Consider the following 24,351-nt stretch of genomic DNA (forward strand, 5'->3'; position numbering starts at 1 on the left):
TTCAGTTTCTGGGAGAAGGAAGAATGAAAAAGGAGGAATGAAAGAAAGGAATAAAGGAAGGAATGATTAAATGAACAAGGAGGAAGAAGAATGAAAGAGAGGAAAATAAAAGGAAATAAGGATTTTTAAAATAAGAATCACGATGGACTTTTTACAGAGAAATCTTTTCACGAAATTGCGCTCGGAAAACTTCGGTACGCAGGAGGAACTGGAGGCGATGACCACCTTCAAGAAAAAGAAGATTGCGCAGATGATGAAAAACCTGAACAACGTGCCTTCAGGGGAAGTGCTCATGCACAACAGTTTTCTCAACAGACGTTTGACCAAGATTCAGAAAGAGGAACCGCACGTCATTGATACGTCCATGGAAACTGTCTATCTGCTCCGACTGATCGTGAGCAATGCCAATGCCATGCTTTCTGGCGGCATCAGCATCAGAGGCATCATCCAACTGGGACAGTATCTGCGCACCAGAGGAGACAAGGTGGATTTCGTAAAACTCGACAATTGGCTCACCAAACTGCATCTGCAGAGAATGGCTCAACTGGAAGGAAGCGTGCTCATCACCTTCTTCAACTTTGAACAGGATGAAATCCCGTTTGTCAAGTTGGTAGAGAGAGGAGCCTATAAATTGACCCTTCGCTCACTATACTACAACATCAAGGACATGGAAGACATCAAGTTCCAGCAATCACAGGTAGGATTCGTGCATACTACAGGCGGTTCCATGCGCAAGAACCTGCGCCGAAGTATGAGATTCTTCGGATATGCACCAATAGAATCTGCCAGCAACTTCTTCAACGGTTTCTTTAGATCACTCTCTGAAATCGAAGAATAAAATATAAAATTTATATAAAAAAAGCGCACGCCTGACTCATATATCAGACGTTTTTCGTAACTTTGCACGTATGAAGCGTATTTTTATAGTAATCATAACAATAATCATGTCCCTCGGCATCCAGGCGCAAGTGCAATGCGAGGATACCTGTCAGCATGTACATGGCATCGACCTGAGCCACTATCAGGGCAATGTGTTCTGGGAAACTGTAGGTGATAACTCCAAAATGGCTTACGTATATCTCAAAGCCACGGAAGGAGCAACCAACGTGGACAGTAAATATAAACAAAACATAGACCTGGCTCATAGATATGGACTGAAAGTGGGTTCATATCATTTCTATCGTGCCCGTATTCCACAACAGACTCAGTTGGAAAACTTCATGGCACAATGCCGACCTGGCGATCAGGATCTGCTGCCGATGATAGACGTGGAAACCAAGAGTAACCTGCCTACAAAGGAATTCTGTGACTCGCTCTTCAAGTTCCTGCATCTCGTGGAGAAAGCCTACAAGCAGAAACCGCTCGTCTATACAGGTGCCAACTTCTACGACAACTACCTGCTCGGCAAGCTCAACAGTTACAAGATCATGATAGCCCAATACAGCAAGCGAGAGCCTGTGCTCCGTGATGGCAGGGATATTGAGATGTGGCAATATACCGGAAAGGGACGACTCAACGGCGTAAACGGATATGTAGATAAAAGCCGGTTTATGGGAAAACATAAGTTGAGAGAAATCAGATTCCGACACCGATAAAGGGGAATCAGAATCCGATAACGAGAAAGCAAGAATTCTTTAGTAATATATAATATTTAGAAATAACATGGCAATTATAAAATGTCCAGAGTGCGGACATCAAATCAGTGACAAAGCACCCGTTTGCCCAAGTTGCGGCGTAGAAATAGCAGGCAAGGTTATCAAATGCCCTAACTGCGGAGAGGTTTACTTCAAGGTTCAGGAGATGTGTCCTAACTGTCATCGACCTACTTATCAGGCTCAGGTGTCACCCGTTACAGACCCAAAGCCTGTAACTCCACCTGTACCTCCTGTACCACCGACAACTCCTGCGGCACCAGCTTCACCGGTTTCTCCTACTCCATCAGCAACTCCAACTGCTCCGGCAACTCCTCGCCCTACAGCACAGGGATCCAAGCAAGATGCAGAGGGAAAGGAACAGCCAAAACAGAAGAAGCCAGGTCTGGTCTTCATCATATCAGCCATCTTCTCTATTCTGGTATGCGGCATTTTCTATTATTTCTACGACAGTGCCAACAAGAACAAGGAACAGGAGGCTTACGAATATGCAATGCAGAGCTCTGACCCGATGGTACTCAAAAGTTACCTGGATACATACAAGGATGCAGATGAGGCTCACCGCGATTCTATCACTGCACATCTCAACATGCTGCAACAGGTAGATCAGGACTGGACCAATGCCCTCGTCAGTGATTCCAAAGAAGCTCTGGAAGCTTACCTGCAGAAATATCCAAACACACCGCATAAAAACGAGATTTGGAATAAGATAGACTCCATTGACTGGCAGTTAGCCCAGAGAGACAACTCGGTGGATGCTTATCAGGCATACCTGGATGCACATGCCGACGGTGCTCATATCGAAGAGGCTGAGATTGCCATGAAGAAAATCAAGAGCAGTGTGGTACAGCCAGAAGAGAAGCAGATGGTAAGCGGTCTCTTCCGACAGTTCTTCCAGAGCATCAACTCACGCAATGAGGATGGTCTGACGGCAACTTGCGAGGATATCCTCTCTTCGCTGCTCGGCAAGGCTTCTGCCACCAAGTCAGATGTGGCTACTTTCATGCACAAACTCTACAAGGAAGATGTAAGCAATATGAACTGGCACCTCAACAACGACTACCAGATCAAGAAACGCGAGGTAGGCGATCAGGAATATGAATTCCAGGTACAGTTCTCTGCTCGTCAGGACATCGACAAGACAGATGGCAGCAAGGTAGAGAACAAATTCAAGATTAACGCTACCGTTTCGCCAGACGGAAAGGTTTCTGCTTTCAACATGGCGAAGGTTACCGCAGAATAATTTTCAGGTATGAAAGGTAAGAAGATAACAGGTTAAACTCAAAAACAAAAAAACTCCGATGTGATTGATATCCATCGGAGTTTTACTTTTTAACAACAAAATGTTATATTGCAACCTATTCCCTTATTTTGCTTCTTTCATTTCTTTCAGCAATTCCTTCTGACGCTCGGTGAGTCCCGTAGGAAGTTTCACATTATAGGTGATAATCAGATCACCGAATGTGCCGTCGCCTCGGTCATAACCCTTGCCACGAACACGAACCTTCGTACCATTCTGCGTCTCTGGTTTGATCTTCAGTTTGATCTTTGAGCCATTGCTCAATTTCACAATACCTTCACCTCCCAACAAGGCAGTGTACATATCGATATTCACATTCATGTTCATCTCACCAGTACTATGACGGGCATTACCACCACATCCGCCGTTGCAACCACCAGCACCGAAATCAGCCCCAGCGTTTCCGCCAAAACCACCGAAACCGCCAAAGCCTCCAGCACCACCAGCGCCACGACCACCGAAGAGATTTTCGAAGAAGCTGCTGAAACCGCTGCCTCCCGAACCGAAATTACTGAAATCGAAGCCCTCAAACGGATTGCCGCCACCAGCACCACCGCCGCCGAAGCCTCCAAATCCACCGCCAGCCTGTTCATAAGCCTGCGCATTCTTCCACTGTTCGCCATACTGATCATATTTGGCGCGCTTATCTGGATCGGAGATGACATCATAGGCTTCATTCAAAGCCTGGAATTTTGCCTTCGCCTTCGGATCGTTAGGATGCAAGTCGGGATGGAACTGCTTTGCGCGTTTACGATAAGCAGCTCTGACATCCTTCTGAGGGATATTCTTATCCACACCGAGAATCTTATAATAATCTACAAATGCCATAATTACAATTCCTCCATTTTTAAAGTTTTTAGCAATTATCCTACAAAAAGTATGCCGTATTCATTTCTTTTTTGTAATTTTGCATCCAAATGGGAAATTTTCACGTGGACTGACAGAAATAATGACCCATCTGTCAGAAACAATGACATACCCATTCACTGATACTTGATTTACAGATATTAATAAATTCTTTCAGTTATGAAACAATTAATGGCCGCGCTACTGATGGCGCTAACTCTTAATCCAAATGCAATCATGGCTAAACAAAGAACTGTCAAGCTAAGAGTAATAGAAACCAGTGACGTACACGGTTCCTTCTTCCCTTACGATTTCATCAACCGCAAGCCGAAGGCTGGATCGCTCGCTCGTGTTTCTTCATACGTGGATTCTCTCCGCCAAACCTACAAGGATAATCTCATCCTGCTGGAAAACGGAGATATCCTGCAGGGACAACCTACCTGCTATTATTACAACTACATCGCTACGAAGGAAAGAAACGTGGCAGCAGATGTGGTAAACTACTTGAAGTATGACGCACAAACCTTTGGTAATCATGATGTTGAGACCGGCCATGCGGTTTACGACAAATGGATCAAGGAACTCAACTGTCCTGTGATCGGTGCCAATATCATCGACACCAAAACCCAGGCTCCTTACGTGAAACCTTATATCATCCTCAACCGCGAGGGCGTGAAGATTGCCGTCCTGGGCATGATTACTCCTGCCATCCCTAACTGGTTGGCAGAAAACCTCTGGAGCGGTCTCCGCTTTGAGAACATGGTGACTTCTGCCAAGTACTGGATGAAGCAGTTTCAGGAGAAGGAAGACCCGGATGTTGTAATCGGTCTCTTCCATAGCGGTTGGGACGGCGGCATCAAGACCGAGGAATATGAGGAAGATGCAGCACAGAAAGTGGCACAGGAGGTTCCGGGATTCGACCTGGTGCTCTTCGGACACGACCATACCCGCCATTGCAAGACCATCACCAATAATGAGGGCAAGCAGGTGGTTTGTCTCGACCCTGCCAACAATGCCATCAGCGTGGCAGATGCAGAAATCACCATCACCATCGATGAGCATACCATCAACAACAAGACGGCGCATATCCTGCAGAACAAGCAGGTGCATGGCAAGATAGCAGACGTGACAGACTGTCCTATCGATGAGAAATTCATAGCAGCCTTCAAGCCTCAGATGGAAGCGGTAGATAAATATGTCAACAAGGAAATCGGAACTTTCAAGAACGCCATCTACAGTCGTGAGGCATTCTTCGGCGACTGCGCTTTCAATGATTTCATCCTCAACCTGATGCTCCAGATTACCAAGGCCGACATCGCTTTCAATGCTCCGCTGCAGATGAATGCTGTCATTGAGGAGGGACCTATCCGTGTCAGCGATATGTTCAATCTCTATAAATATGAGAACGGACTCTATACCATGCGCCTCACCGGTGAAGAGATACGCAAGCATCTGGAAATGAGCTACGACCTCTGGGTTAACACCATGAAGAGTCCTGACGACCATCTCCTGCTGCTGGATGAAAAGACTTTCGGCGACCAGCAACGACTCGGTTTCAAGAACTTCTCTTTCAATTTCGACAGTGCTGCGGGCATCGACTACGAGGTGGATGTCACCAAGCCAGACGGAGAGAAGGTGAAGATCCTGCGCATGAGCAACGGACAACCTTTCGATGAGAAGAAATTCTACAATGTGGCAGTGAACAGTTATCGCGGCAATGGCGGTGGTGAACTCCTGACCAAGGGTGCCGGTATTCCAAAGGAAGAACTGGAGAAGCGCATCGTATATCGCAGTGAGAAAGACCAGCGTTTCTATCTCATGGAGGAGATTTCACGTATGGGCGAAATTGAGGCAAAGGCTAACGGCAACTGGAAATTTGTGCCACAGAATTGGGTGAAGCCTGCCGCAGAAAGAGACTATCAACTTTTATTCGGTAAGAAAAAATGAAATATTGGTTTATATTCTGCAAGACGGATATCGTCTTGGAAAAGAGAGAAGACGGAACCTACACGATTCCATGCAGTGAGGAGTGCCCGATAGAGACAAAGCCCTGGACACATATCCTCAACATTACTCCAATGGAAGATGGTACGGAGGTGAAAACGTTCACTATTCCTGAACCTATCACAGACAATCCGAAATACGAGATGTGCGGGCTCCGTCCCAGTTTCTACAAGCTCTCTCCGGCACTCTACCAGAAGGCTGGCAAGTGTCAGGAATTGAACTACTGGGACCAGAATACCCACTTCTGCGGTGTCTGCGGTGCACCTATGGAGATGGCAACAGATATCAGTAAGAAATGTACCAACTGCGGCAAACAGGTTTGGCCTTCCCTCGCCACAGCCATCATCGTACTCATCCATAGGGGCGATGAGGTGCTTCTTGTTCATGCCCGCAACTTCAAGGGTAATTTCGACAGTCTCGTAGCAGGATTCGTAGAGACTGGTGAGAGCCTGGAGGAAGCCGTTCACCGCGAGGTGATGGAGGAAACCGGACTCACCATTACCAATATCAAATACTTCGGTTCCCAGCCGTGGCCTTATCCGAGCGGACTGATGATTGGTTTTACAGCCGACTACGTAGATGGGGAGGTTCATCTTCAGAAAGAAGAACTCTCCCGCGGAAGATGGTTCAGGAAAGACAACCTCCCTATCCTCCCTGAGAAACTTTCCATCGCCAGAAAGCTCATTGATGCCTGGTTGGAGGAAAAATAATTCATTAACGGTAAAACATGTAGGTGTATGTCAACGAATAAAGAGAAACTCTGGAATGCAAACTATGTGAAGGTGATGACAACCAATTTCCTGTTGTACTTTGCCTTCTACCTTCTTACTCCCCTGCTCCCACTCTATCTGAGCGAGACTTTCGGAGCAACGAAGGATACCATTGGAATCGTACTGAGCGGCTATACCGTGGCAGCTCTCATCATCCGACCATTCAGTGGCTATGTAGTCGATAGTTTCTCCCGCAAGAAGGTGCTCATGTTCTGTTTGTCGGGCTTTGCCATCTTCTTTGCCGGTTATATCGCCGCTGGCACCATCCTCATGTTTGCCATTTGCCGCACCCTTCATGGCGGTCCTTTCGGTGCAGTCACAGTAGCCAACAGTACCTGTGCCATCGATGTACTCCCTTCGAGTCGCCGCAATGAAGGTATCGGTCTCTATGGATTGAGCAATAACTTCGCCATGGCTATTGCTCCATCCATAGGAATTTATCTCCACGATTTCGTGGGGAGCTACATGGTTCTTTTCTGGATAGCCTTTTTAGTAGCTTTAGCCTCAGTGGTCATCGCAGGAACCATCCGCTTGCCCGAAAAGGAAATTATCAAAAACAAGGAGAAACTCTCTTTCGACCGTTTCTTCCTGACCCGTGCCTGGTTGCTCGCCATCAATATCGCCATGTTTGGTTTCTGTTGGGGAGTCCTCAGCAATTACCTTGCCATCTACAGCAAGGAGGAATTGGGCATTACGGGAGGAACCGGCACCTATTTTGCCATTCTTTCCATCGGTCTCTTCACATCCCGTCTGCAAGGTCGTAAGGCATTGAGCCAAGGTAAGTTAACTCAGAATGCAGCCGAAGGTATGTGCATCTCTCTGGTGGGATTCCTTCTCTTCGTAGGCGTTCATCATCCGATAGCTTATTATCTCTCTGCTGCCCTCATCGGACTGGGCAATGGACACCTCTACCCTGCTTTCCTCAACATGTTTATCAATGTAGCCCGCCATGACCAGCGAGGTACTGCCAACAGTAGTATTCTTACCGGTTGGGATTTAGGTTTCGGTATCGGTTGTCTATTAGGAGGCGTCGTGGCAGAACATTTCAGTTACAATACAACTTTCTGGATGGTAGCGATAGAAAATGCTGCCAGTGTATTCCTCTTTTTCCTCGCTTCCAAGAAATTCTTTGAGAAAAGAAGAAGAATGGAATAGAAAACCGAAAATTTAGAAAAAAAAATAAATATTATTCTAAATTAATTCAAGTTTCGCAAATTCAGAAGTTAAAGGAGTTATCACTCCCTATGGTCGCTGAAGAGTCAAGACAATAGTCTTTTTGACATAGTTTTTTAAGCAACAAGACATACGTCTTAACTTTCTTAACTCCTTTAACTTCCTTATATACGAAAGTTCAGTGACTTTATATATTCCTTCAAAGATATGATTAACAATTTGGGATAAAATCTGGAAGGAATAAAGTAAAAGTGGGTACAGAGATAAAAAAATCGCTTCTTTCGAGTCTTTTCGAAAGAAGCGATTTTGTGTTATCATTTAAACGATTTTCTATCCTTTAGATGTGCCATCATTTAGAATGGAAGATCGTCTGCACTACCACCAGCATTGGCATCAGCAGCAGGAGCTGCATTCTGAGCTGGAGGGAATGGAGCTGTAGCACCACCAGCAGGAGCAGCAGGAGCACCCATTGGAGGGAATGGAGCTGCACCAGGCTGAACGCCACCCATCATGCCAACAGCATTAGGATCTACCTTCACTACATTCCAGGCACGTACATTGTTAAACCAACGACCATTATATTCGTGAGCATCAATGTCGAATGAAACATTAATCTCCTCACCACTCTGTATGTTGAACTGAGCCAGACGGTCAGCGCCAAATACGTCAAACACTAATTTCTTAGGATATTGCTCGTGAGTCTCGATGACAAACGACTGCGACTTCCACTCGCCTCTTGCAGAGACACCGCTTCTTTCAGGCAAAACGGCAATGACCTTTCCTTGTAATTCCATATATTTCTCGATTAATATTTTGTTTTAAAAACGAAGAAAGTTACCTTTCAGTTTGCGAAATTACTAAAAATAGTTCAAAAACTAAAACATTTCTCTGTTTTTTTTGCCTATAACCGATATTTTTTGTATTTTTGTGCTCATATTACAGCTTTTAGGAAACAACAAGTTGCCTACTGGCTCGTCATATAACAGAAACAATAGATTAATAACAACTATATCAGTAACAGATAATATTTAAAATACAAAATACTCATGAGATTTACATTATCCAGTACTGCGTTGAGCAATAAGCTCAACATGCTTGCCAAGGTCATCGGTGGAAAGAACTCTCTGCCTATCCTTGACTGTTTCTTATTCCAAGTAGCCGGAGGCGAGATGACCATCACAGCCAGCGACAGTGACAATATTCTCAAGACTACCATCGAACTCACAGAGTGCGACGGTGAAGGAGAATTCTGTATCCCTAACAAGGTTATCCTCGAATCTCTCAAGGAACTCCCTGAGCAGCCACTCGATTTCGATATCGATACTGAGGGCACCTTGGCTATCAAGATCTTATACCAGAATGGTCTCTATAACTTTACAGCGCAAAGTGCTGATGAATATCCTCGCACACAGAGCGTTAACGATGCTGCACATACAGTAGCCATCGACGCAGCTGTGCTCATCGACAATATCACCCGTACCCTCTTTGCTACTGCTAACGACCAGTTGCGCCCTGTGATGAATGGTATCTACTTCGATTTGACACCAGAATCACTCAACATTGTAGCCAGTGACGGACATAAGTTGGTACGCAACAAGAACTTCACTATCAAGAGCGATACTCCTGCTGCTTTCGATCTTCCAAAGAAGCCAGCTACACTCCTGAAGAACATCCTCTCACGCGAAGAAGGTGACGTAACCATCAAGTTTGATGAGAAGAGTGCAGAGATTCTCTTTACAGACGGTAGTTTGAGATGTATTCTCTACGAGGGAAAATACCCAAGCTACAACTCTGTGATTCCAAACAACCCTAACGAGGTGACTGTAGATCGCCGTGCCCTGATCAGTGCCTTGCGCCGTGTCATGCCATTCGCCAGCGAAAGCAGCCAGTTGATTCGCCTCAAGATAGACAACAACCACATGGAGGTTTCATCAGAGGATGTAGATTTCGCTACATCAGCCAAGGAACAGCTCGTATGCGAGTCAAACAATACCAATATGAGCATCGGTTTCAAGGGCAGCAGCTTGCAGGAGATTCTCAACAACCTCAGCAGCGAGCAGGTGATTATCCAACTTGCAGACCCAAGTCGTGCCGGTATCATCGTTCCAGCCGAACAGCCTGAAAACGAAGATGTCCTCATGTTGCTCATGCCTATGTTGCTCAACGACTAATCACGCAGAGAAAGGAAAAAAAAAAATGAAACTGAATCTTAAGAAACCATTGATCATCTTTGATTTGGAGACTACGGGTCTCGACTTCATCAAAGACCGTATCATACAGATGTCATATATTAAGGTCAGTCCAGACGGCACGGAGGTTCGAAAGAACCTCTTTGTCAATCCGGGAAGACCAATTCCACAAGAGGTGGTAGAACTGACTGGTATCAGCGATGAGGACGTGAAAGACGCACCTACCTTCAAGCAGTTGGCTGCCACACTCGAACAGGAATTTACCGGTTGCGACTTTGCCGGTTACAACTCCAACCATTTCGATGTACCTATGCTCGCAGAAGAGTTCCTCCGTGCAGGCATCGACTTCGACTTCAACAAGTGCCGCCTCATCGACGCACAGACTATCTTCATGAAGATGGAGCGACGCAACTTAGCTGCAGCCTATAAGTTCTATTGCGGCAGAAAGATGGAGGAAGACTTCGAGGCTCACCGTGCCGATCAGGATACAGAGGCTACCTACCGTGTACTCATGGGTGAATTGGACAGATATGCTCCAGGCGTACAGGAAGAACCGGACCGTGTACTCAACAATGATATGGATGAGCTTGCAGCATTCTCTAAGCAGAAGGACAACGTGGATTTCGCCGGACGCATCATCTGGAAAGAAGTAGTGGATGCCAACGGAAAAGCAGTGCTCGACGAGAAAGGTGAACCACTCAAGCACGAGGTGTTCAACTTCGGTAAGTACAAAGGTTGGGATGTGGCAGAAATCCTTTCCAAGGACCCAGGCTATTACACCTGGATATTAGGAAGCGAATTTACCAACAACACCAAGCAGGTACTCACCCGCATCCGTCTCCGTGAGTACAATAAACGAATGGGAAAGTAATTTCTTCTAATCACAGATTATGTTAAAAGGAAAGAAAATCGTATTGGGCATCACAGGCTCGATTGCAGCCTATAAAGCATGCCTGATTATACGAGGATTCATCAAGCGGGGCGCTGAGGTTCAGGTGGTCATCACTCCTGCCGGAAAGGAGTTTATCACCCCTATCACCCTCTCTGCCCTCACTCATAAACCCGTGGTAAGCGAGTTCTTCTCTCAGCGCGACGGCACCTGGAACTCTCATGTAGATCTCGGTCTCTGGGCAGACGCAATGGTCATCGCTCCTTGTACGGCTTCTACCATGGGAAAAATGGCAAACGGTATCGCTGACAATATGCTGATTACCACCTATCTCTCCATGAAGGCTCCTGTATTCCTGGCTCCTGCCATGGATCTCGATATGTATAAGCATCCTTCTACGCAAGCCAACATGGCAAGACTGAAGGAATACGGCAATATCATCATCGAACCAGCTTCTGGATTCCTTGCCAGCGGATTGGAGGGTAAAGGACGTATGGAAGAACCTGAGGTCATCGTGGATTACATCGACCAGTATTTCGACCTGCTGGACGGAATGAAGGATGGAAACAAGGAAGGCATGAAGGACTGTATCAAGGGAAAGGATCTGATGGGGAAACGTATCCTTATCACAGCCGGACCTACCTATGAGAAGATAGATCCTGTGCGCTTTATTGGCAACTATTCTTCCGGCAAAATGGGATTTGCCTTGGCTGAGGAATGCCGACAGAGAGGGGCTGAAGTAACCCTCATTGCCGGACCAGTATCACTCTCCTGTCATGAGGATATCCACCGCATCGACGTGGAGAGTTGTGAGGAGATGTATCAGGCTACCACGATGGCTTTTGAAGGAAAGACCGATGGAAACTCAACGGGCAGAAAGATGGATGCAGCTATCCTCTGTGCCGCAGTGGCTGATTTCAAACCAGCTGAGGTGGCAGACAGGAAGATCAAACGCGAAAAGGACGATTTACTCCTGCGTCTGGAACCCACCCACGACATCGCTGCCGCATTGGGACAGATGAAACAGGAAGACCAGCACATCGTAGCCTTCGCACTGGAAACCAATGATGAGGAAACGAATGCAGAGAAGAAGCGTATCAAGAAAAACGCAGACTTCATCGTGCTCAATTCCACCCGCAACCCAGGCACCACCTTCCGGACAGACGAAAATCAAATCACGATTATTTCTGAAAAGGGTAAGATAGAATATGAGAAAAAGCCAAAGACAGAAGTGGCTGCCGACATCATCGATGAATTGGCTAAGCTCTTCTAATATGAAAGGCTTCTGCCTTCAGATACTGATGATAGGATGCACCCTGCTTGTTAGTGGTGCATCCTATATTCATGCGCAGGAACTGCAAGCGAAGATTACCATCAACCATGCCCAGATTTCGGGCACGGACAACGCTGTTTTCGACAACCTGCAGCAGACGTTAGAGAGATTCGTCAACGAGCGACAATGGACGCATCTGCAATTTCAGAAGAACGAGCGCATCAACTGCAACTTCAATCTGACGGTGAGCAAGTATGACAAGAGCCAAGGTCTCTTCACCTGCAAGGCACTCATACAGGCCAACCGCCCCGTCTATAACTCCGCCTACACCACTACTATATATAATAATGTGGACGAGAACTTTATCTTCAAGTTTGCTGAGTTCGACCAGATTGAATTCAATGAGGAAACACTCGACAACCAGTTGACTGCCCTCTTCGCCTACTACGCTTATCTCATCATCGGTCTGGATCTCGACACCTTCTCCCCGATGGGAGGAGAAGACATCCTGCAGCGCTGCATGAACCTCACCAACAATGCCCAGAACCTCGACTTCCCGGGATGGAAAGCTTTCGACAACAACCGAAACCGCTATGCCATCATCGCCGACTATCTGGATGGAGGTATGAAACCATTCCGCCAACTCCAATACGATTATTACAGAAAGGGACTTGACGAGATGGCAAACAATGCAGAACGAGGACGTACAGAAATCACGACCACTCTGGAGGAGAACCTGAAGAAGGCAAGGGAAAACAAGCCGCTCAGTCTCCTGCCACAGATATGGACGGACTACAAGAAAGACGAGCTCGCCAATATCTACAAGGGAAAGGGAACTCAGAAAGAGAAGGAAAGTATCTATGACCTCCTCTTCTCCATCAATCCTACACAGAACAATTCGTGGGACAAAATCAAGCAATAATTATGCTCAAACAATTATATATCAAGAATTTCACGCTCATCGACGAACTCAATATCCAGATGCACCCAGGCTTCTCCGTCATCACGGGTGAAACGGGTGCAGGAAAGAGTATCATCCTCGGAGCCATCGGTCTGTTGTTAGGCAACCGTGCTGACAGCAAGTCTATCAAGGCTGGCAGAGATCGTTGCGTCATCGAGGCACACTTCGATCTGTCTAAATATGATATGCAACAGTTCTTCACCGACAATGACATCGATGAAGATTTGTCGGATACCATCATACGCCGTGAGTTGACGGCAGCAGGGAAAAGCCGTGCTTTCATCAATGATACACCGGTATCGCTGACCAAGATGAGGGAACTGGGGGAACAACTCGTCGATATACATTCGCAGCACCAGAATCTCCTGTTGCAGAAGGAAGACTTCCAGCTCAATGTGGTGGATATTATTGCACAGGACGAGAAACAGCGGAAGAATTATGAGGCTGCGTACAATCAATATAAACAAGCCAACCAGAAACTGAACGCTCTGAAGGCTGAAATCGAAAAGAACAGAGAGAACGAGGACTTCCTCCGATTCCAGTTTAAGGAACTCGATGAGGCACAACTGCAGAACGGAGAACAGGAAGAACTGGAACAGGAATATGAGATGCTCAGTCATTCCGAAGATATCAAGACGGCACTCTATCAGGCAGACAACCATCTGTCGGGAGATGACGGCAATATCATCGAAAGACTGAAACAGACATCAGAGCAACTCGCGAATATCAAGGATGTTTATCCCGAAGTAACCGAACTGTTGGAGCGCATCGATTCCAGTTATATCGAACTGAAAGATATTGCCCAGGAAGTAAACGGACTGACCGATCATGTAGAATTTGACCCTGCCCGTCTGGAGACCATCAATGAACGACTGGACAAACTCAACTCACTGCAGCAGAAATTCCACGTCAGAGACTTGGGAGAACTGATAGAAACCTACCATCAGCTCAAGGAACAGCTTTCACACATCGACCATAGCGACGAAGATGTGGAAGCCTTGGAACAGGAAGTGACCCAATTGTTAGAGAATGCACAGAAACAGGCAAAGGAATTGACCGCTATCCGTACGAAGGCTGCCAAAAAAGTAGAGGAGGAAATGAAACAGCGCCTCATCCCGTTGGGCATTCCAAACGTAAGATTCAGCATCAGTCTGACAGAGAAACCGCTCAGCCACGATGGTGGAGATAAGGTAAGCTTCCTCTTCAGTGCCAACAAGAGCACCCCACTCCAACCTGTTACCCAAGTAGCATCAGGAGGAGAGATTGCCCGTGTAATGCTCTCGCTGAAGGCTATGATCAGCGGAGCCGTGAAACTCCCAACCATCATCTTTGACGAGATAGATACTGGAGTAAGCGGCAAGATAGCAGAGAAGATGGCACAGATCATGGTAGAGATGGGCAACCACGAACGACAGGTTCTTTCCATTACCCACCTGCCACAGATAGCAGCCATGGGCAGTCACCACTACAAGGTGAGCAAGGAAGAAACCGACAACGGAACTATCAGTCGCATGACGGAACTATCACAACAGGAACGTGTACAGGAAATCGCCCAGATGCTCAGTGGAAGTGATGTCAGCGAGGCGGCACTCGCTAATGCCAAGGAATTATTAAGAATATGAAAAGAATATATATAACTATGATAGGATGGATGGTCGGAGCATCATCTCTCCTTGCACAGCCAGGTTCTGTGCAGAAGGTAGCCAAGAGTGTCTTCTCACTCACCACCTTCAACAAAGATGGAGGCATCATCGCTTCTACCCAGGGCGTCTTCATCGACAACAAGGGCACTGCCATCAGTACCTTCAAGCCATTTATCGGCGCTACCAAGGCAACCGTAGTAGATGCCAATGGCAAATCGATGGAAGTAGATGCCATCATGGGTGCAGACGAGTTGTATGATATGGCTAAATTCAGAGTCATCGGCAATACCAATGCTGCACCGATTGCAAGCAAGGCTTCAGAAGCTGGCAACAAGGTATGGCTGGTTCCCTACTCCATCAAAAAGCCACAATACCAGCAAGAGGATATCAGTAGCGTAGAGCAGTTTAACACCTCCTACAACTACTATATTTTCAGCAATACCGCACCAGAGAATGCCATAGGTTGCCCATTTGTCAATAAAGACGGACAGGTAATCGGACTTATGCACTCCAATGGTACCGTTACGGCCATCGATGCCAACTATGGCAAACAACTGCATGTAACCGGTCTCTCCACCCTGGACGCAGCCCTTCGAGAAAGCGGCATCCGCACCGCCTTGCCAGACAAGGAGGAAGATGCCATCACGATGATGACACTGAGCAAGGGACAGAAATCGGCTGATGACAACATGAAATATGCAGACGAGTTTATCGGAAAGTTCCCTACATCCTCATTCGGTTATAAGGAAAAGGCAGCCTTGTTGGTCAACAAACAGCAATTTGAGGAGGCAGAGAAAGTGATGCAGGAAAGCATCAAGAAATGCAGCAAGAAGAATGAGGCTCACGGCGATTTTGCTGACCTCATCTATCAGAAGGTAGCATACGTAGGCGATTCCATCTACCCTGCTTGGAATGCAGACAAGGCTTTGCAGGAAGCACAGAAAGCCTATAGTATCAAGGCTGAGCCGCTTTACAAGCACCAGGAGGGTAAAATCAACTACCTGAAAAAGGACTATCAGAAAGCATACGACCTGTTTATGGAACTGACCAAGACACCGATGAACAGTGGCGAGATATGGTATGAGGCAGCCCAAGCTAAGAGTCAGCTGAAAGCACCATACGATGAGTTGAAAGTACTTCTGGACAGTGCCGTATCAGTAGGAGTTCGCACCAAGATGGCAGCCCCTTATTATCTGGCACGTGCCAATTTCCTCGATGCCCAGGGCAAGACCAGAGAAGCATTGGCAGACTATAATATGTATGACAGCATAGCTCGTCCGATAGCACCTACCTTCTTCTATGCCCGATACAAATGCGAGATGAAGTTGCGCCAATGGCAGCAGGCATTGTTGGACATCGCCCGCACCTGTTATCTCAATCCGAACGAACCAACCTATTTTGCAGAATGGGCAAGTCTCGATCTCCGCGTGAAGAGATATGATGAGGGAATCAGCGCTGCAGAAGCCTGTATCAGACTGGCACCGGAATACGCTGATGGTTATCTTCTCCTCGGTATTCTGCAAGCAGAGAAAGGCAAGAAAGAGGAAGCCAAAGGTAATCTGCTGAAAGCTAAGGAGCTGGGTGATACCAGAGTGGATGAATATCTGAAGAAATACAAATTGAATTAAAGTTTAGGTTTCATTTATAGTAGGCGTACTGTTCTCGTGATGGGAACATACGCCTTTTATTTTATTCCCCAAATGCCTTTGCACTCAGATTTGCGTAAGTATGGGCAAAATAATACATAATTAATAAAAAAACAAAGGAAATGTCAAGGGAAGAACCTAAAGGAAAATTCTATGGATAGAGATATAAATTCTATTAACAATTAAAACGAAAGGAGTAAAATGATAGCACTTGCTGACTGCAATAATTTCTACTGCTCATGCGAGCGGGTTTTCCGCCCTGACTTGGTGGGCAAGCCGGTGGTTGTACTGAGCAACAACGACGGCTGCATCATCGCCCGTTCGGAAGAAGCCAAGGCTCTTGGCTACAAGATGGGCGATCCTTTCTACCAGATGAAGGAAAAGTTGGAGGCTGAGGGCGTAGCGATATTTTCGAGCAACTACACTCTCTACGGTTCACTGTCCAACAGAGTGATATCAATGCTCTCTCATTACTCTCCCCAACTCGACCAATACTCCATCGACGAGAGTTTCTTCGAAGTGGACAAATCAATTGCCGCTGCCTTCTTTCAGGAAAATCAATCCTCCGAAAAAACGGATTCCCTGCTCCACCGTTACGGCGCAAGGATCTCATCCGACCTACTCCGGGCAGTGGGCATTCCCATCTCCATCGGCATCGCTGAAACCAAGACGCTGGCCAAAATCGCTTCAAAATTCGCCAAGAAATACAAGGGCTATCAGGGCTGCTGCCTCATCGATACCGAGGAGCGCAGACACAAGGCACTGTCGCTTTTCCCTATAGAAGACGTATGGGGAATCGGCCGAAAGATAGCCCGCAAACTCGACTATATGGGAATCAGAACCGCAGCTCAACTGGCCGACCAGAAAGAGAGTTGGGTGCGCTGTCATTTCAATATCACCACCGTGAGAACCTGGAAGGAACTCAACGGAGAAAACTGCATCAGCATCGAGGAACTACCCCAGAAGAAAAGTATCTGCACGAGCAGGAGCTTTGCCGACGAGGGCATTAGCGACAAGAATGTAATGGAGGAGGCCGTGGCCAATTTTGCCGTACGTTGCACAGAGAAGTTACGCAGACAAGACAGTGTATGTCAGGGTGTTACCGTATTTGCTTGGACCTCTCGTTTCAACGATCATGTGCCGGAATATACCATCCACGACTCGCTCGTACTGCCCATCGCCACAGATGCTCAAGACGAGATAGTAGGAGCAGCGCTCACCATCCTACGCGCCCGCTATCCAAAATCTGTGTCCGACCGTCCCGACCTGTCATTCCGCTTCAAGAAGGCAGGCGTGATACTCTGGCAGATATCCCCCTCCACGCCACGTGAGCAGGACCTCTTCGACCCCATCAACCGTGAGCGCCAGAAGGCACTGATGGCAGCCATCGATGCCATCAACCACAAGAACGGATACGGAACCATCCGACAAGCCATCCAGGGCACAGACTGCCGTTTCGACCTGAAGCGTGAATACATGTCGAAACGTTTCACCACAGATATTAGCGACATACTGGAAGTGAAATGTTGAGAATATTATCCATAAAAAAGGTTGAGAGAAAGGTTGAGAAAAAAGGTAGAAAGACTCCTTTAAAAACAACTTTTTTTGAAAAAAGAATAAGCAAAAGAAGAAAGGAAAAAAACAGATATTAATAATAAAGAATAGAAGAAACAGAATGAAAGAAAAAATAAAACTAACTATACACCCCGCAGAAATCGGAGAAAAGATGGCCATTCCGATGGCTGAACAGAGTGTAAAGGCAGGATTTCCTTCGCCTGCACAAGACTATATGGAGGGAGAAATAGACCTCAATGATGTGCTCGTGAAACACAGGGAAGCTACATTCTACGTGAGAATTTCAGGCGATAGTATGAGGGATGCTGGCATCCTGGACGGAGATCTGGCCGTGGTGGACAGACTGATAGAACCCGGTAATGGCAACTTCGTGATTGCATTCGTGGACGGTGAATTCACCATCAAGCAGTTCAAGATGGACGAAAGCGGAAACTTCGGCTGGCTCGTGCCGTGGAATAACGACTACTCACCCATTAGAGTGGACGAAAACAACCGCTTTATGATATGGGGCGTCGTCACTTATGTGATTCACAGATTCTGTAAGGAATAAAATTTCCAAAGAGAAGGAATCTTCCCTTCCCAACTCATGAAGGTTATCGGACAACCGAAGCCTTCAGGATAATAATATCTTCAAGAGGGCGGTCGTTATTACCCTTGTCAGTGGCCACATTCTGGATTTTATCCACCACATCCATACCCTCAAGTACTTCCCCGAAAACGGTATAGCCGCCATCGAGATGAGGCACACCGCCGTATTTCACATACCCGTCAATCACCTGCTTATTAGGCAGCACATAGGCCTTCTCCTCTCTGGCCTCCTTCTCTATCAGATATTCTATTTGTCGGCGCGAGAAATTCCTACCCCAAGTAATATAGAAATCGCAGGGAGCTGAAGCAAACTTTGGATTTTCCTCATCCCCCTCGCGTGCAGCACAGAGCTGACCTCGCTTATGGTAATATTTCGGATAGCGGATTTCTGCAGGAACGGCATAAGCTGTATCAAAAACCTCCTTTTTCAGAGGATCCACCTTTCGGGTAGCCGGATCACCAGCTTGCACCATAAAATTCTTGATGACACGATGGAAGATACAGCCATTATAATAGCCACACTTCACCCACTTCAGAAAATTGTCGCGATGCAGAGGCGTATCATTATAGAGCGCAATGCGGATATTGCCCATCGTAGTCTCCAGCAAGACTTCAGGACAGGTAGGATCCTGATGCACTCCAGCCGTATCAACACCCTCCACGGCAATGCCCTTCAAGACTGTCACTTCCTTGGCATTCATATAATCCTGAGCATAGCTTTGCTGCCCGAAAAGAGCAAGTGCTATGCTCGCCATCACCATTTTCATATTCATATTTAATGTCATATTTTCTTCCTAATTATTACAAGATTGATTTTTCAAATTTTCAAAGAGTAAGACCTACTTCACAGTAATATGAAAACAACCCTGATTCACCTCATATTTCACAAGACAGCGACCACGCTCACGGAAGTCGCGCAGCACCTCGCTGAGCACCCATTTCAGAGAGTCGTTTCTCACCTCCCGACGAGGATTTTTAGCCGTCTGCACAGTCTTATAGCGATTATAGCAAACATCAAAAGTTGTGCCGTATAGATGGCAGGAATTCTCAGTTGCATTTCCGTTTCTTGTGCGGAGTTTCGCCACATCATCCTTGGTACGGAGGATGCTTGTCACGATGATTTTGTGCAGCGGAATGCCCTTGATCTGGAGCGAGTCGAAATAGGCCCTTCCGATATCCTGCAAAAGCACCGAAGCACGGGGTACGAGATAAGGAATACTATTGTTGAGTTTATCAACATAAAAAAACGGATTACTACCCACATAGACCAGCGCTCCCTTGCTGTGTTCAGCCTCATCACGATTCTGCACCGGCTTTACCCCATAATGGTTGGCTGCCTGTATCTGCACATCCTGCTGATCGGGAAACGTATTTCCAAAATGCGGAACAGAAAAGATGCGGTGTTTCACCTCCTTGCCGTCCTTATCAAAGAAAATCGAACTCCCCTTTGCAGCAGAGTCCAAAGCAATTCCAGGCACAGCATCCGCTATATTGCCAGCAGAAGCACCATTTAATTGTGATTCATTAGACCGAGAAACTTCCACCTCCAGCGCAGCATCATCCTCTGCCAACAAAGCAGCAGAATCATTTTTCAAAGAATCAACAGCCTCAGTCTTTGTCAAACAGGATTCCGCCACGCTCGGTTTCGCTACTCTTATCAGGGCGAGAATCAGGACTATCACAACAAATCCGAGCAGAAAACGATTTTTGCTCGACATGGCACGAAGAATTCTGATGATATTTCGTATGATTTCTTTCATTTTCATGATTTGAGTATTTTCAATTTCATTTTGATCAAGCTCCAGTTTCGGAAGATTACTTTCTACATATAGGACATATAGGAAAAGAATCCCGAAGCAAGGTTCCAAGGGAGATAAGCCCTAGCCTTATTCCGATGAGAGAAAGAATCCCAGAGCAGAAGCCAAGCTTTTAGACCTGCCTAATCAAAAATGTAGTGCAAAAGTACGGTAAAAAAACGAAAATGCAAAACTTTTTAAAGTCTTTTTAAACAAAACATATCAGAAATTTTGCTCATTTCAAGGAAAAATAGTAATTTTGCAGCGTATTAATATCATATAAGTTTAAACTATATTATTTTTAGAGTTTTGATAGAGAAACATATTGTACTCGAAGACGTTGACCCAGTGATGTTCTACGGAGTGAACAACAGTCACCTGCAGATGATTAAATCACTGTACCCGAAGTTGCGTATCGTTGCACGCGACAATGTACTTCGTGTGCTCGGCGACGAGGAGGAAATGGCGAAAGCGGAAGAAGAAATAGAGCAGATGCGCAAGCATTTGGCGAAATACAACATGCTCAACGAAGAGGATATCCTTGACATTGTGAAAGGCAAGCAGACCAAGGCCGATTCAGCTAAGGATGTACTGGTATATAGCATCAGCGGAAAGCCTATCAAGAGCCGGAGCACCAACCAACAAAAGCTTATTGATGCATACGAGAAAAACGACATGGTGTTTGCCGTAGGTCCTGCAGGAACAGGTAAGACCTACCTCAGCATCGCACTTGCAGTAAAAGCTCTCAAGGAAAAAACAGCCAAGAAAATCATCCTCTCGCGCCCTGCCGTAGAAGCAGGCGAAAAACTCGGATTCCTACCGGGCGACATGAAAGACAAAATAGACCCTTATCTGCAACCGCTCTATGACGCCTTAGAAGACATGATACCTGCCGTAAAACTGCAGGACATGATGGAAAAGCATATCATACAGATAGCTCCACTTGCCTTCATGCGCGGACGCACACTGAGCGACGCTGTAGTCATCCTCGATGAAGCTCAGAACACCACCTCCCAGCAAATCAGAATGTTCCTAACACGTATGGGTATGAACACCAAAATGGTAATCACGGGAGACCTCACGCAGATAGACCTGCCAAGAGAACAGCGAAGCGGACTGAAAGAGGCTCTCAAGATACTCGAAGGTGTGGAAGGTATCGGAGTGGTCAACCTCGGACAGAAAGATATCGTAAGACATAAGCTCGTAACCCGCATCGTAAATGCATACGACAAATACGACAAGGAAAGAGCAGAAGCCCGGGAAGCTATGAAAGCAGAAAAGGCAGAAAATTCAAAATAATTTAGAATAAGGAACTGAAGGAAGCACCCCCTCTACAAAGAGATAAGGAAAGGCGACGGAAAGTTCGAAGTTCAAAATTCAAAGTTCAAAATAAAAATGAAAGCATTAACAAAGACAGATTTCCATTTCAATGGACAGAAGAGTGTTTACCACGGTAAAGTACGTGATGTGTATGACATTAACGACGACATCCTCGTGATGGTCGCTACCGACAGAATCTCAGCGTTCGACGTTGTGCTGCCAAAAGGCATCCCATTCAAGGGACAGGTACTCAACCAGATAGCTGCGAAGTTCCTGGATACTACGACAGACATCTGTCCTAACTGGAAGTTGGCTACACCAGACCCAATGGTCACCGTTGGTCTGAAGTGCGAAGGTTTCCGTGTAGAGATGATCATCCGTTCTATCCTCACAGGTAGCGCATGGAGAGAATACCAAAAGGGTTGCCGCGAAATCTGTGGCGTGAAACTCCCTGAGGGTATGCGCGAGAACCAGCGTTTCCCAGAACCAATCATCACTCCTACCACAAAGGCTGACGAAGGTCACGACATGAACATCTCTAAGGAAGAAATCATCGCCCAGGGCATTGTTAGTGCTGAAGACTATGCAGTGATGGAAGACTACACCCGTCGCATCTTCGCTCGCGGACAGGAGATTGCTGCCAAGCAGGGACTCATCCTCGTAGATACAAAATATGAATTCGGCAAGCGCGATGGCAAGGTTTACCTCATCGACGAAATCCACACTCCAGACTCAAGCCGCTACTTCTATGCTGATGGCTACGAGGAGAAGTTCGAAAAGGGCGAACCACAGCGCCAGCTCTCTAAGGAGTTCGTACGCCAGTGGCTCATCGAGCACAACTTCATGAACGAGCCAGGACAGACCATGCCTGAGATTACCGATGAGTATGCAGAGAGCGTATCAGACCGCTACATCGAACTCTACGAGCACATTACAGGCGAGAAGTTTGACAAGGCAACCGAGGAAGGCGATATCGCTGCCCGCATCGAGAAGAACGTAAGCGAATGGCTTGCAGCAAGAAAGTAATCATTCCTGGGAAATAATTATTCCGCAGAGGAGTTAGTTTTTCCCTGAAAAGAGTACTATATATATTAATGTACAAGCAAGAACAAATTAAGCCCTATGAAGGCGAAGGAGACAAGGGCAAGCTGGTGGAAGAAATGTTCGATAACATCGCTCCTACCTACGACACCCTCAATCATCGCCTCTCATGGGATATCGACAAGGGGTGGCGTCGCAAAGCCATCGGACTGCTGCAGCGCCACCACCCTGAAAAGATGCTCGACATCGCCACCGGTACGGGCGACTTCGCTATCCTGGCGGCAAAAACACTGCATCCCCAACAGCTCATCGGAGCAGACATATCCGAGGGCATGATGGAAATCGGAAGAAAGAAAGTAGAAAAGGAAAATCTGCAAGACATCATCAGTTTCAAGAAAGAAGACTGTCTGCACCTCTCCTTCCCTGATGAAACCTTCGATGCAGTGACGGCAGCATTCGGCATACGAAACTTCCAGAACCTCGACCAGGGACTCAAGGAAATGTGCCGAGTATTGAAGAAGGGCGGACATCTGAGTATCGTAGAACTCACACATCCCGTGAAATTCCCGATGAAGCAGCTATTCCGCATCTACTCCCACACGGTATTGCCGATATACGGTAAGCTGATTTCTAAAGACCAGAGTGCCTACAGCTATCTGACGGCCACCATCGAAGCCTTCCCACAGGGAGAAACGATGATGGAGGTGCTAAAGAAAGCAGGATTTGAGAAAGCTGAATTCAAGCGACTCACCTTCGGCATCTGCACGATGTATTTCGCAACAAAATAAAAACAAAAAAATAATCAGTATGGACAAGTATGGACTCATAGGTTACCCTCTGGGGCATTCATTCTCAAAGAATTACTTCAACGAGAAATTCGAGAACGAGGGTATCGACGCTACCTACATCAACTTCGAGATACCTACCATCGAAGACCTGGCAGAAGTGCTCGACTCCAATCCTGAATTGAAAGGATTCAATGTGACCATCCCTTACAAGGAAAAGGTTATCAGCTATCTGGACTACGTAAGTCCCGAGGCAAATGCCATCGGTGCTGTAAACGTGGTAAGAGTTACCCACAAAGGCGACGAAATGGTGCTCAGAGGCTACAACAGTGATGTGATAGGCTTCACCCAGAGCATAGAACCGTTTATCGAGTCTTTCCACAAGAAAGCCCTTATTCTCGGTACGGGTGGTGCTTCCAAGGCCATCTGCTATGGACTGAAGTCGCTCGGACTGGAAACCGTCTTCGTGAGCCGATACGAGCGTCCTGGCACTCTGCAGTATGACAAGATTACACCTGAAATCATCAAAGAATACAACGTGATTGTCAACTGTACTCCTGTGGGAATGTACCCTCACGTAGATGAGTGTCCACCACTGCCATACGAGGTCATGGACAGCCATACCTTATTATATGATCTGATCTACAACCCCGATGAAACCCTCTTCATGAAGAAGGGCAAAGAGCAGGGAGCCACCGTAAAGAACGGACTGGAAATGTTGCTCCTGCAAGCCTTCGCATCTTGGGATTTCTGGGAAGGGAAAGAGCAACTGTAAAAAAGATTTTTCTGAAGAAAAATTCTCTAACAGATGAGAAGACTTTCAGAAGAATATTTTTTCAGATTATATAATATATAATAATGTAAAGGAGAAAAGACTTTAAGTTAAAACGATAAAAAATA

At 46.5% G+C, this 24,351-nt stretch carries 22 protein-coding genes; 18 read left to right on the forward strand and 4 right to left on the reverse strand.

Features of this window, described 5'->3' with window-relative positions:
- Positions 1 to 142: 142 nt before the first annotated feature.
- From DW917_RS01220 to DW917_RS01230, 3 genes are all read left to right on the forward strand, one after another.
- Complete coding sequence (locus DW917_RS01220; RefSeq protein WP_118115702.1) at positions 143 to 838, forward strand: hypothetical protein; 696 nt, start codon at positions 143 to 145, stop codon at positions 836 to 838.
- A 70-nt stretch (positions 839 to 908) separates the two neighbouring features.
- Positions 909 to 1,595: a glycoside hydrolase family 25 protein gene (locus DW917_RS01225; RefSeq protein WP_118115704.1), complete on the forward strand. Its 687-nt coding sequence runs from the start codon at positions 909 to 911 to the stop codon at positions 1,593 to 1,595.
- 67 nt (positions 1,596 to 1,662) lie between these two features.
- Complete coding sequence (locus DW917_RS01230) at positions 1,663 to 2,895, forward strand: zinc ribbon domain-containing protein (RefSeq protein WP_118115706.1); 1,233 nt, start codon at positions 1,663 to 1,665, stop codon at positions 2,893 to 2,895.
- Between the two features lie 123 nt (positions 2,896 to 3,018).
- On the opposite strand, the gene DW917_RS01235 is transcribed toward DW917_RS01230, so the two are convergent.
- Positions 3,019 to 3,780: a DnaJ domain-containing protein gene (locus DW917_RS01235; protein ID WP_118115708.1), complete on the reverse strand. Its 762-nt coding sequence runs from the start codon at positions 3,778 to 3,780 to the stop codon at positions 3,019 to 3,021.
- A gap of 198 nt (positions 3,781 to 3,978) precedes the next feature.
- On the opposite strand from DW917_RS01235, the gene DW917_RS01240 reads away from it, so the two are divergent.
- The 3 genes from DW917_RS01240 to DW917_RS01250 are packed head-to-tail and all read left to right on the forward strand — an operon-like array spanning position 3,979 to position 7,727.
- On the forward strand, positions 3,979 to 5,745 hold the full coding sequence (locus tag DW917_RS01240) for a bifunctional UDP-sugar hydrolase/5'-nucleotidase (RefSeq protein WP_118115710.1): 1,767 nt from the start codon (positions 3,979 to 3,981) through the stop codon (positions 5,743 to 5,745).
- On the forward strand, positions 5,742 to 6,512 hold the full coding sequence (gene nudC / locus DW917_RS01245) for an NAD(+) diphosphatase (RefSeq protein ID WP_118115712.1): 771 nt from the start codon (positions 5,742 to 5,744) through the stop codon (positions 6,510 to 6,512). Before DW917_RS01240 ends, nudC begins: the two co-directional genes overlap by 4 nt.
- A gap of 27 nt (positions 6,513 to 6,539) precedes the next feature.
- Positions 6,540 to 7,727, forward strand: a complete 1,188-nt coding sequence (locus DW917_RS01250; protein WP_118115714.1) for an MFS transporter — start codon at positions 6,540 to 6,542, stop codon at positions 7,725 to 7,727.
- A 371-nt stretch (positions 7,728 to 8,098) separates the two neighbouring features.
- Here the strand turns inward: DW917_RS01250 and DW917_RS01255 are convergent, their stop codons facing one another.
- Entirely contained in the window at positions 8,099 to 8,539 is a 441-nt protein-coding gene (locus tag DW917_RS01255) for a DUF3127 domain-containing protein (protein WP_118115716.1), read from the reverse strand.
- Between the two features lie 252 nt (positions 8,540 to 8,791).
- Here DW917_RS01255 and dnaN point away from each other — a divergent pair, with 252 nt between their 5' ends.
- The 8 genes from dnaN to DW917_RS01295 all read left to right on the forward strand — a co-directional run bounded on the left by dnaN (position 8,792) and on the right by DW917_RS01295 (position 18,471).
- A complete protein-coding gene (gene dnaN / locus DW917_RS01260) occupies positions 8,792 to 9,916 on the forward strand; it encodes a DNA polymerase III subunit beta (protein ID WP_118115718.1) in 1,125 nt (374 codons plus the stop codon).
- A gap of 25 nt (positions 9,917 to 9,941) precedes the next feature.
- Entirely contained in the window at positions 9,942 to 10,805 is an 864-nt protein-coding gene (locus DW917_RS01265) for a 3'-5' exonuclease (protein WP_022111162.1), read from the forward strand.
- Positions 10,806 to 10,824: 19 nt separating this feature from the next.
- Entirely contained in the window at positions 10,825 to 12,096 is a 1,272-nt protein-coding gene (coaBC, locus tag DW917_RS01270) for a bifunctional phosphopantothenoylcysteine decarboxylase/phosphopantothenate--cysteine ligase CoaBC (protein ID WP_118115720.1), read from the forward strand.
- 28 nt (positions 12,097 to 12,124) lie between these two features.
- Positions 12,125 to 13,018, forward strand: coding sequence for a DUF4835 family protein (locus DW917_RS01275; RefSeq protein ID WP_118115722.1), 894 nt, complete (start codon positions 12,125 to 12,127; stop codon positions 13,016 to 13,018).
- 2 nt (positions 13,019 to 13,020) lie between these two features.
- A complete protein-coding gene (recN, locus tag DW917_RS01280; protein ID WP_118115724.1) occupies positions 13,021 to 14,679 on the forward strand; it encodes a DNA repair protein RecN in 1,659 nt (552 codons plus the stop codon).
- On the forward strand, positions 14,676 to 16,328 hold the full coding sequence (locus DW917_RS01285; protein ID WP_118115726.1) for a tetratricopeptide repeat protein: 1,653 nt from the start codon (positions 14,676 to 14,678) through the stop codon (positions 16,326 to 16,328). The genes recN and DW917_RS01285 overlap by 4 nt, the downstream gene beginning before the upstream one ends.
- 219 nt (positions 16,329 to 16,547) lie before the next feature.
- On the forward strand, positions 16,548 to 17,876 hold the full coding sequence (locus DW917_RS01290) for a Y-family DNA polymerase (RefSeq protein WP_118115728.1): 1,329 nt from the start codon (positions 16,548 to 16,550) through the stop codon (positions 17,874 to 17,876).
- A gap of 208 nt (positions 17,877 to 18,084) precedes the next feature.
- A complete protein-coding gene (locus DW917_RS01295; RefSeq protein ID WP_233524594.1) occupies positions 18,085 to 18,471 on the forward strand; it encodes a LexA family transcriptional regulator in 387 nt (128 codons plus the stop codon).
- A gap of 43 nt (positions 18,472 to 18,514) precedes the next feature.
- Here DW917_RS01295 and DW917_RS01300 read toward each other — a convergent pair whose 3' ends face one another.
- Together DW917_RS01300 and DW917_RS01305 are read right to left on the reverse strand one after the other, a co-directional pair.
- The gene (locus DW917_RS01300; RefSeq protein ID WP_118115732.1) at positions 18,515 to 19,294 is read right to left on the reverse strand and encodes a peptidylprolyl isomerase; all 780 of its coding nucleotides are present in this window, start codon (positions 19,292 to 19,294) and stop codon (positions 18,515 to 18,517) included.
- Positions 19,295 to 19,348: 54 nt separating this feature from the next.
- Complete coding sequence (locus tag DW917_RS01305) at positions 19,349 to 20,269, reverse strand: DUF5715 family protein (protein ID WP_233524595.1); 921 nt, start codon at positions 20,267 to 20,269, stop codon at positions 19,349 to 19,351.
- A gap of 345 nt (positions 20,270 to 20,614) precedes the next feature.
- Here DW917_RS01305 and DW917_RS01310 point away from each other — a divergent pair, with 345 nt between their 5' ends.
- The 4 genes from DW917_RS01310 (at position 20,615) to DW917_RS01325 (ending at position 24,226) form a co-directional block, all read left to right on the forward strand.
- On the forward strand, positions 20,615 to 21,604 hold the full coding sequence (locus DW917_RS01310) for a PhoH family protein (protein ID WP_118115734.1): 990 nt from the start codon (positions 20,615 to 20,617) through the stop codon (positions 21,602 to 21,604).
- Positions 21,605 to 21,700: 96 nt separating this feature from the next.
- The gene (locus DW917_RS01315; protein ID WP_118115736.1) at positions 21,701 to 22,651 is read left to right on the forward strand and encodes a phosphoribosylaminoimidazolesuccinocarboxamide synthase; all 951 of its coding nucleotides are present in this window, start codon (positions 21,701 to 21,703) and stop codon (positions 22,649 to 22,651) included.
- Positions 22,652 to 22,719: 68 nt separating this feature from the next.
- Positions 22,720 to 23,454 (forward strand): bifunctional demethylmenaquinone methyltransferase/2-methoxy-6-polyprenyl-1,4-benzoquinol methylase UbiE, encoded by a 735-nt coding sequence (gene ubiE / locus DW917_RS01320; RefSeq protein WP_118115738.1) that lies wholly within the window; start codon positions 22,720 to 22,722, stop codon positions 23,452 to 23,454.
- 19 nt (positions 23,455 to 23,473) lie between these two features.
- Entirely contained in the window at positions 23,474 to 24,226 is a 753-nt protein-coding gene (locus DW917_RS01325; protein WP_118115740.1) for a shikimate dehydrogenase, read from the forward strand.
- The last annotated feature ends 125 nt before the right edge of the window (positions 24,227 to 24,351 follow it).

The organism is Prevotella sp. AM42-24 (genome assembly GCF_003461825.1).
Taxonomy (GTDB): domain Bacteria; phylum Bacteroidota; class Bacteroidia; order Bacteroidales; family Bacteroidaceae; genus Prevotella; species Prevotella hominis.

Excerpts from the sequence above, each read along its gene's own strand:
- DW917_RS01300 (WP_118115732.1), bottom strand. The coding sequence starts at position 19,294 with ATGACATTAAATATGAATATGAAAATGGTGATGGCGAGCATAGCACTT.
- DW917_RS01220 (WP_118115702.1), top strand. The coding sequence starts at position 143 with ATGGACTTTTTACAGAGAAATCTTTTCACGAAATTGCGCTCGGAAAAC.
- coaBC (WP_118115720.1), top strand. The coding sequence starts at position 10,825 with ATGTTAAAAGGAAAGAAAATCGTATTGGGCATCACAGGCTCGATTGCA.
- DW917_RS01315 (WP_118115736.1), top strand. The coding sequence starts at position 21,701 with ATGAAAGCATTAACAAAGACAGATTTCCATTTCAATGGACAGAAGAGT.
- DW917_RS01230 (WP_118115706.1), top strand. The coding sequence starts at position 1,663 with ATGGCAATTATAAAATGTCCAGAGTGCGGACATCAAATCAGTGACAAA.
- DW917_RS01290 (WP_118115728.1), top strand. The coding sequence starts at position 16,548 with ATGATAGCACTTGCTGACTGCAATAATTTCTACTGCTCATGCGAGCGG.
- DW917_RS01255 (WP_118115716.1), bottom strand. The coding sequence starts at position 8,539 with ATGGAATTACAAGGAAAGGTCATTGCCGTTTTGCCTGAAAGAAGCGGT.
- DW917_RS01295 (WP_233524594.1), top strand. The coding sequence starts at position 18,085 with ATGGCTGAACAGAGTGTAAAGGCAGGATTTCCTTCGCCTGCACAAGAC.
- DW917_RS01225 (WP_118115704.1), top strand. The coding sequence starts at position 909 with ATGAAGCGTATTTTTATAGTAATCATAACAATAATCATGTCCCTCGGC.
- recN (WP_118115724.1), top strand. The coding sequence starts at position 13,021 with ATGCTCAAACAATTATATATCAAGAATTTCACGCTCATCGACGAACTC.
- ubiE (WP_118115738.1), top strand. The coding sequence starts at position 22,720 with ATGTACAAGCAAGAACAAATTAAGCCCTATGAAGGCGAAGGAGACAAG.
- DW917_RS01325 (WP_118115740.1), top strand. The coding sequence starts at position 23,474 with ATGGACAAGTATGGACTCATAGGTTACCCTCTGGGGCATTCATTCTCA.
- DW917_RS01240 (WP_118115710.1), top strand. The coding sequence starts at position 3,979 with ATGAAACAATTAATGGCCGCGCTACTGATGGCGCTAACTCTTAATCCA.
- DW917_RS01285 (WP_118115726.1), top strand. The coding sequence starts at position 14,676 with ATGAAAAGAATATATATAACTATGATAGGATGGATGGTCGGAGCATCA.
- DW917_RS01265 (WP_022111162.1), top strand. The coding sequence starts at position 9,942 with ATGAAACTGAATCTTAAGAAACCATTGATCATCTTTGATTTGGAGACT.
- DW917_RS01250 (WP_118115714.1), top strand. The coding sequence starts at position 6,540 with ATGTCAACGAATAAAGAGAAACTCTGGAATGCAAACTATGTGAAGGTG.
- dnaN (WP_118115718.1), top strand. The coding sequence starts at position 8,792 with ATGAGATTTACATTATCCAGTACTGCGTTGAGCAATAAGCTCAACATG.
- DW917_RS01235 (WP_118115708.1), bottom strand. The coding sequence starts at position 3,780 with ATGGCATTTGTAGATTATTATAAGATTCTCGGTGTGGATAAGAATATC.
- DW917_RS01275 (WP_118115722.1), top strand. The coding sequence starts at position 12,125 with ATGATAGGATGCACCCTGCTTGTTAGTGGTGCATCCTATATTCATGCG.
- nudC (WP_118115712.1), top strand. The coding sequence starts at position 5,742 with ATGAAATATTGGTTTATATTCTGCAAGACGGATATCGTCTTGGAAAAG.
- DW917_RS01305 (WP_233524595.1), bottom strand. The coding sequence starts at position 20,269 with ATGAAAGAAATCATACGAAATATCATCAGAATTCTTCGTGCCATGTCG.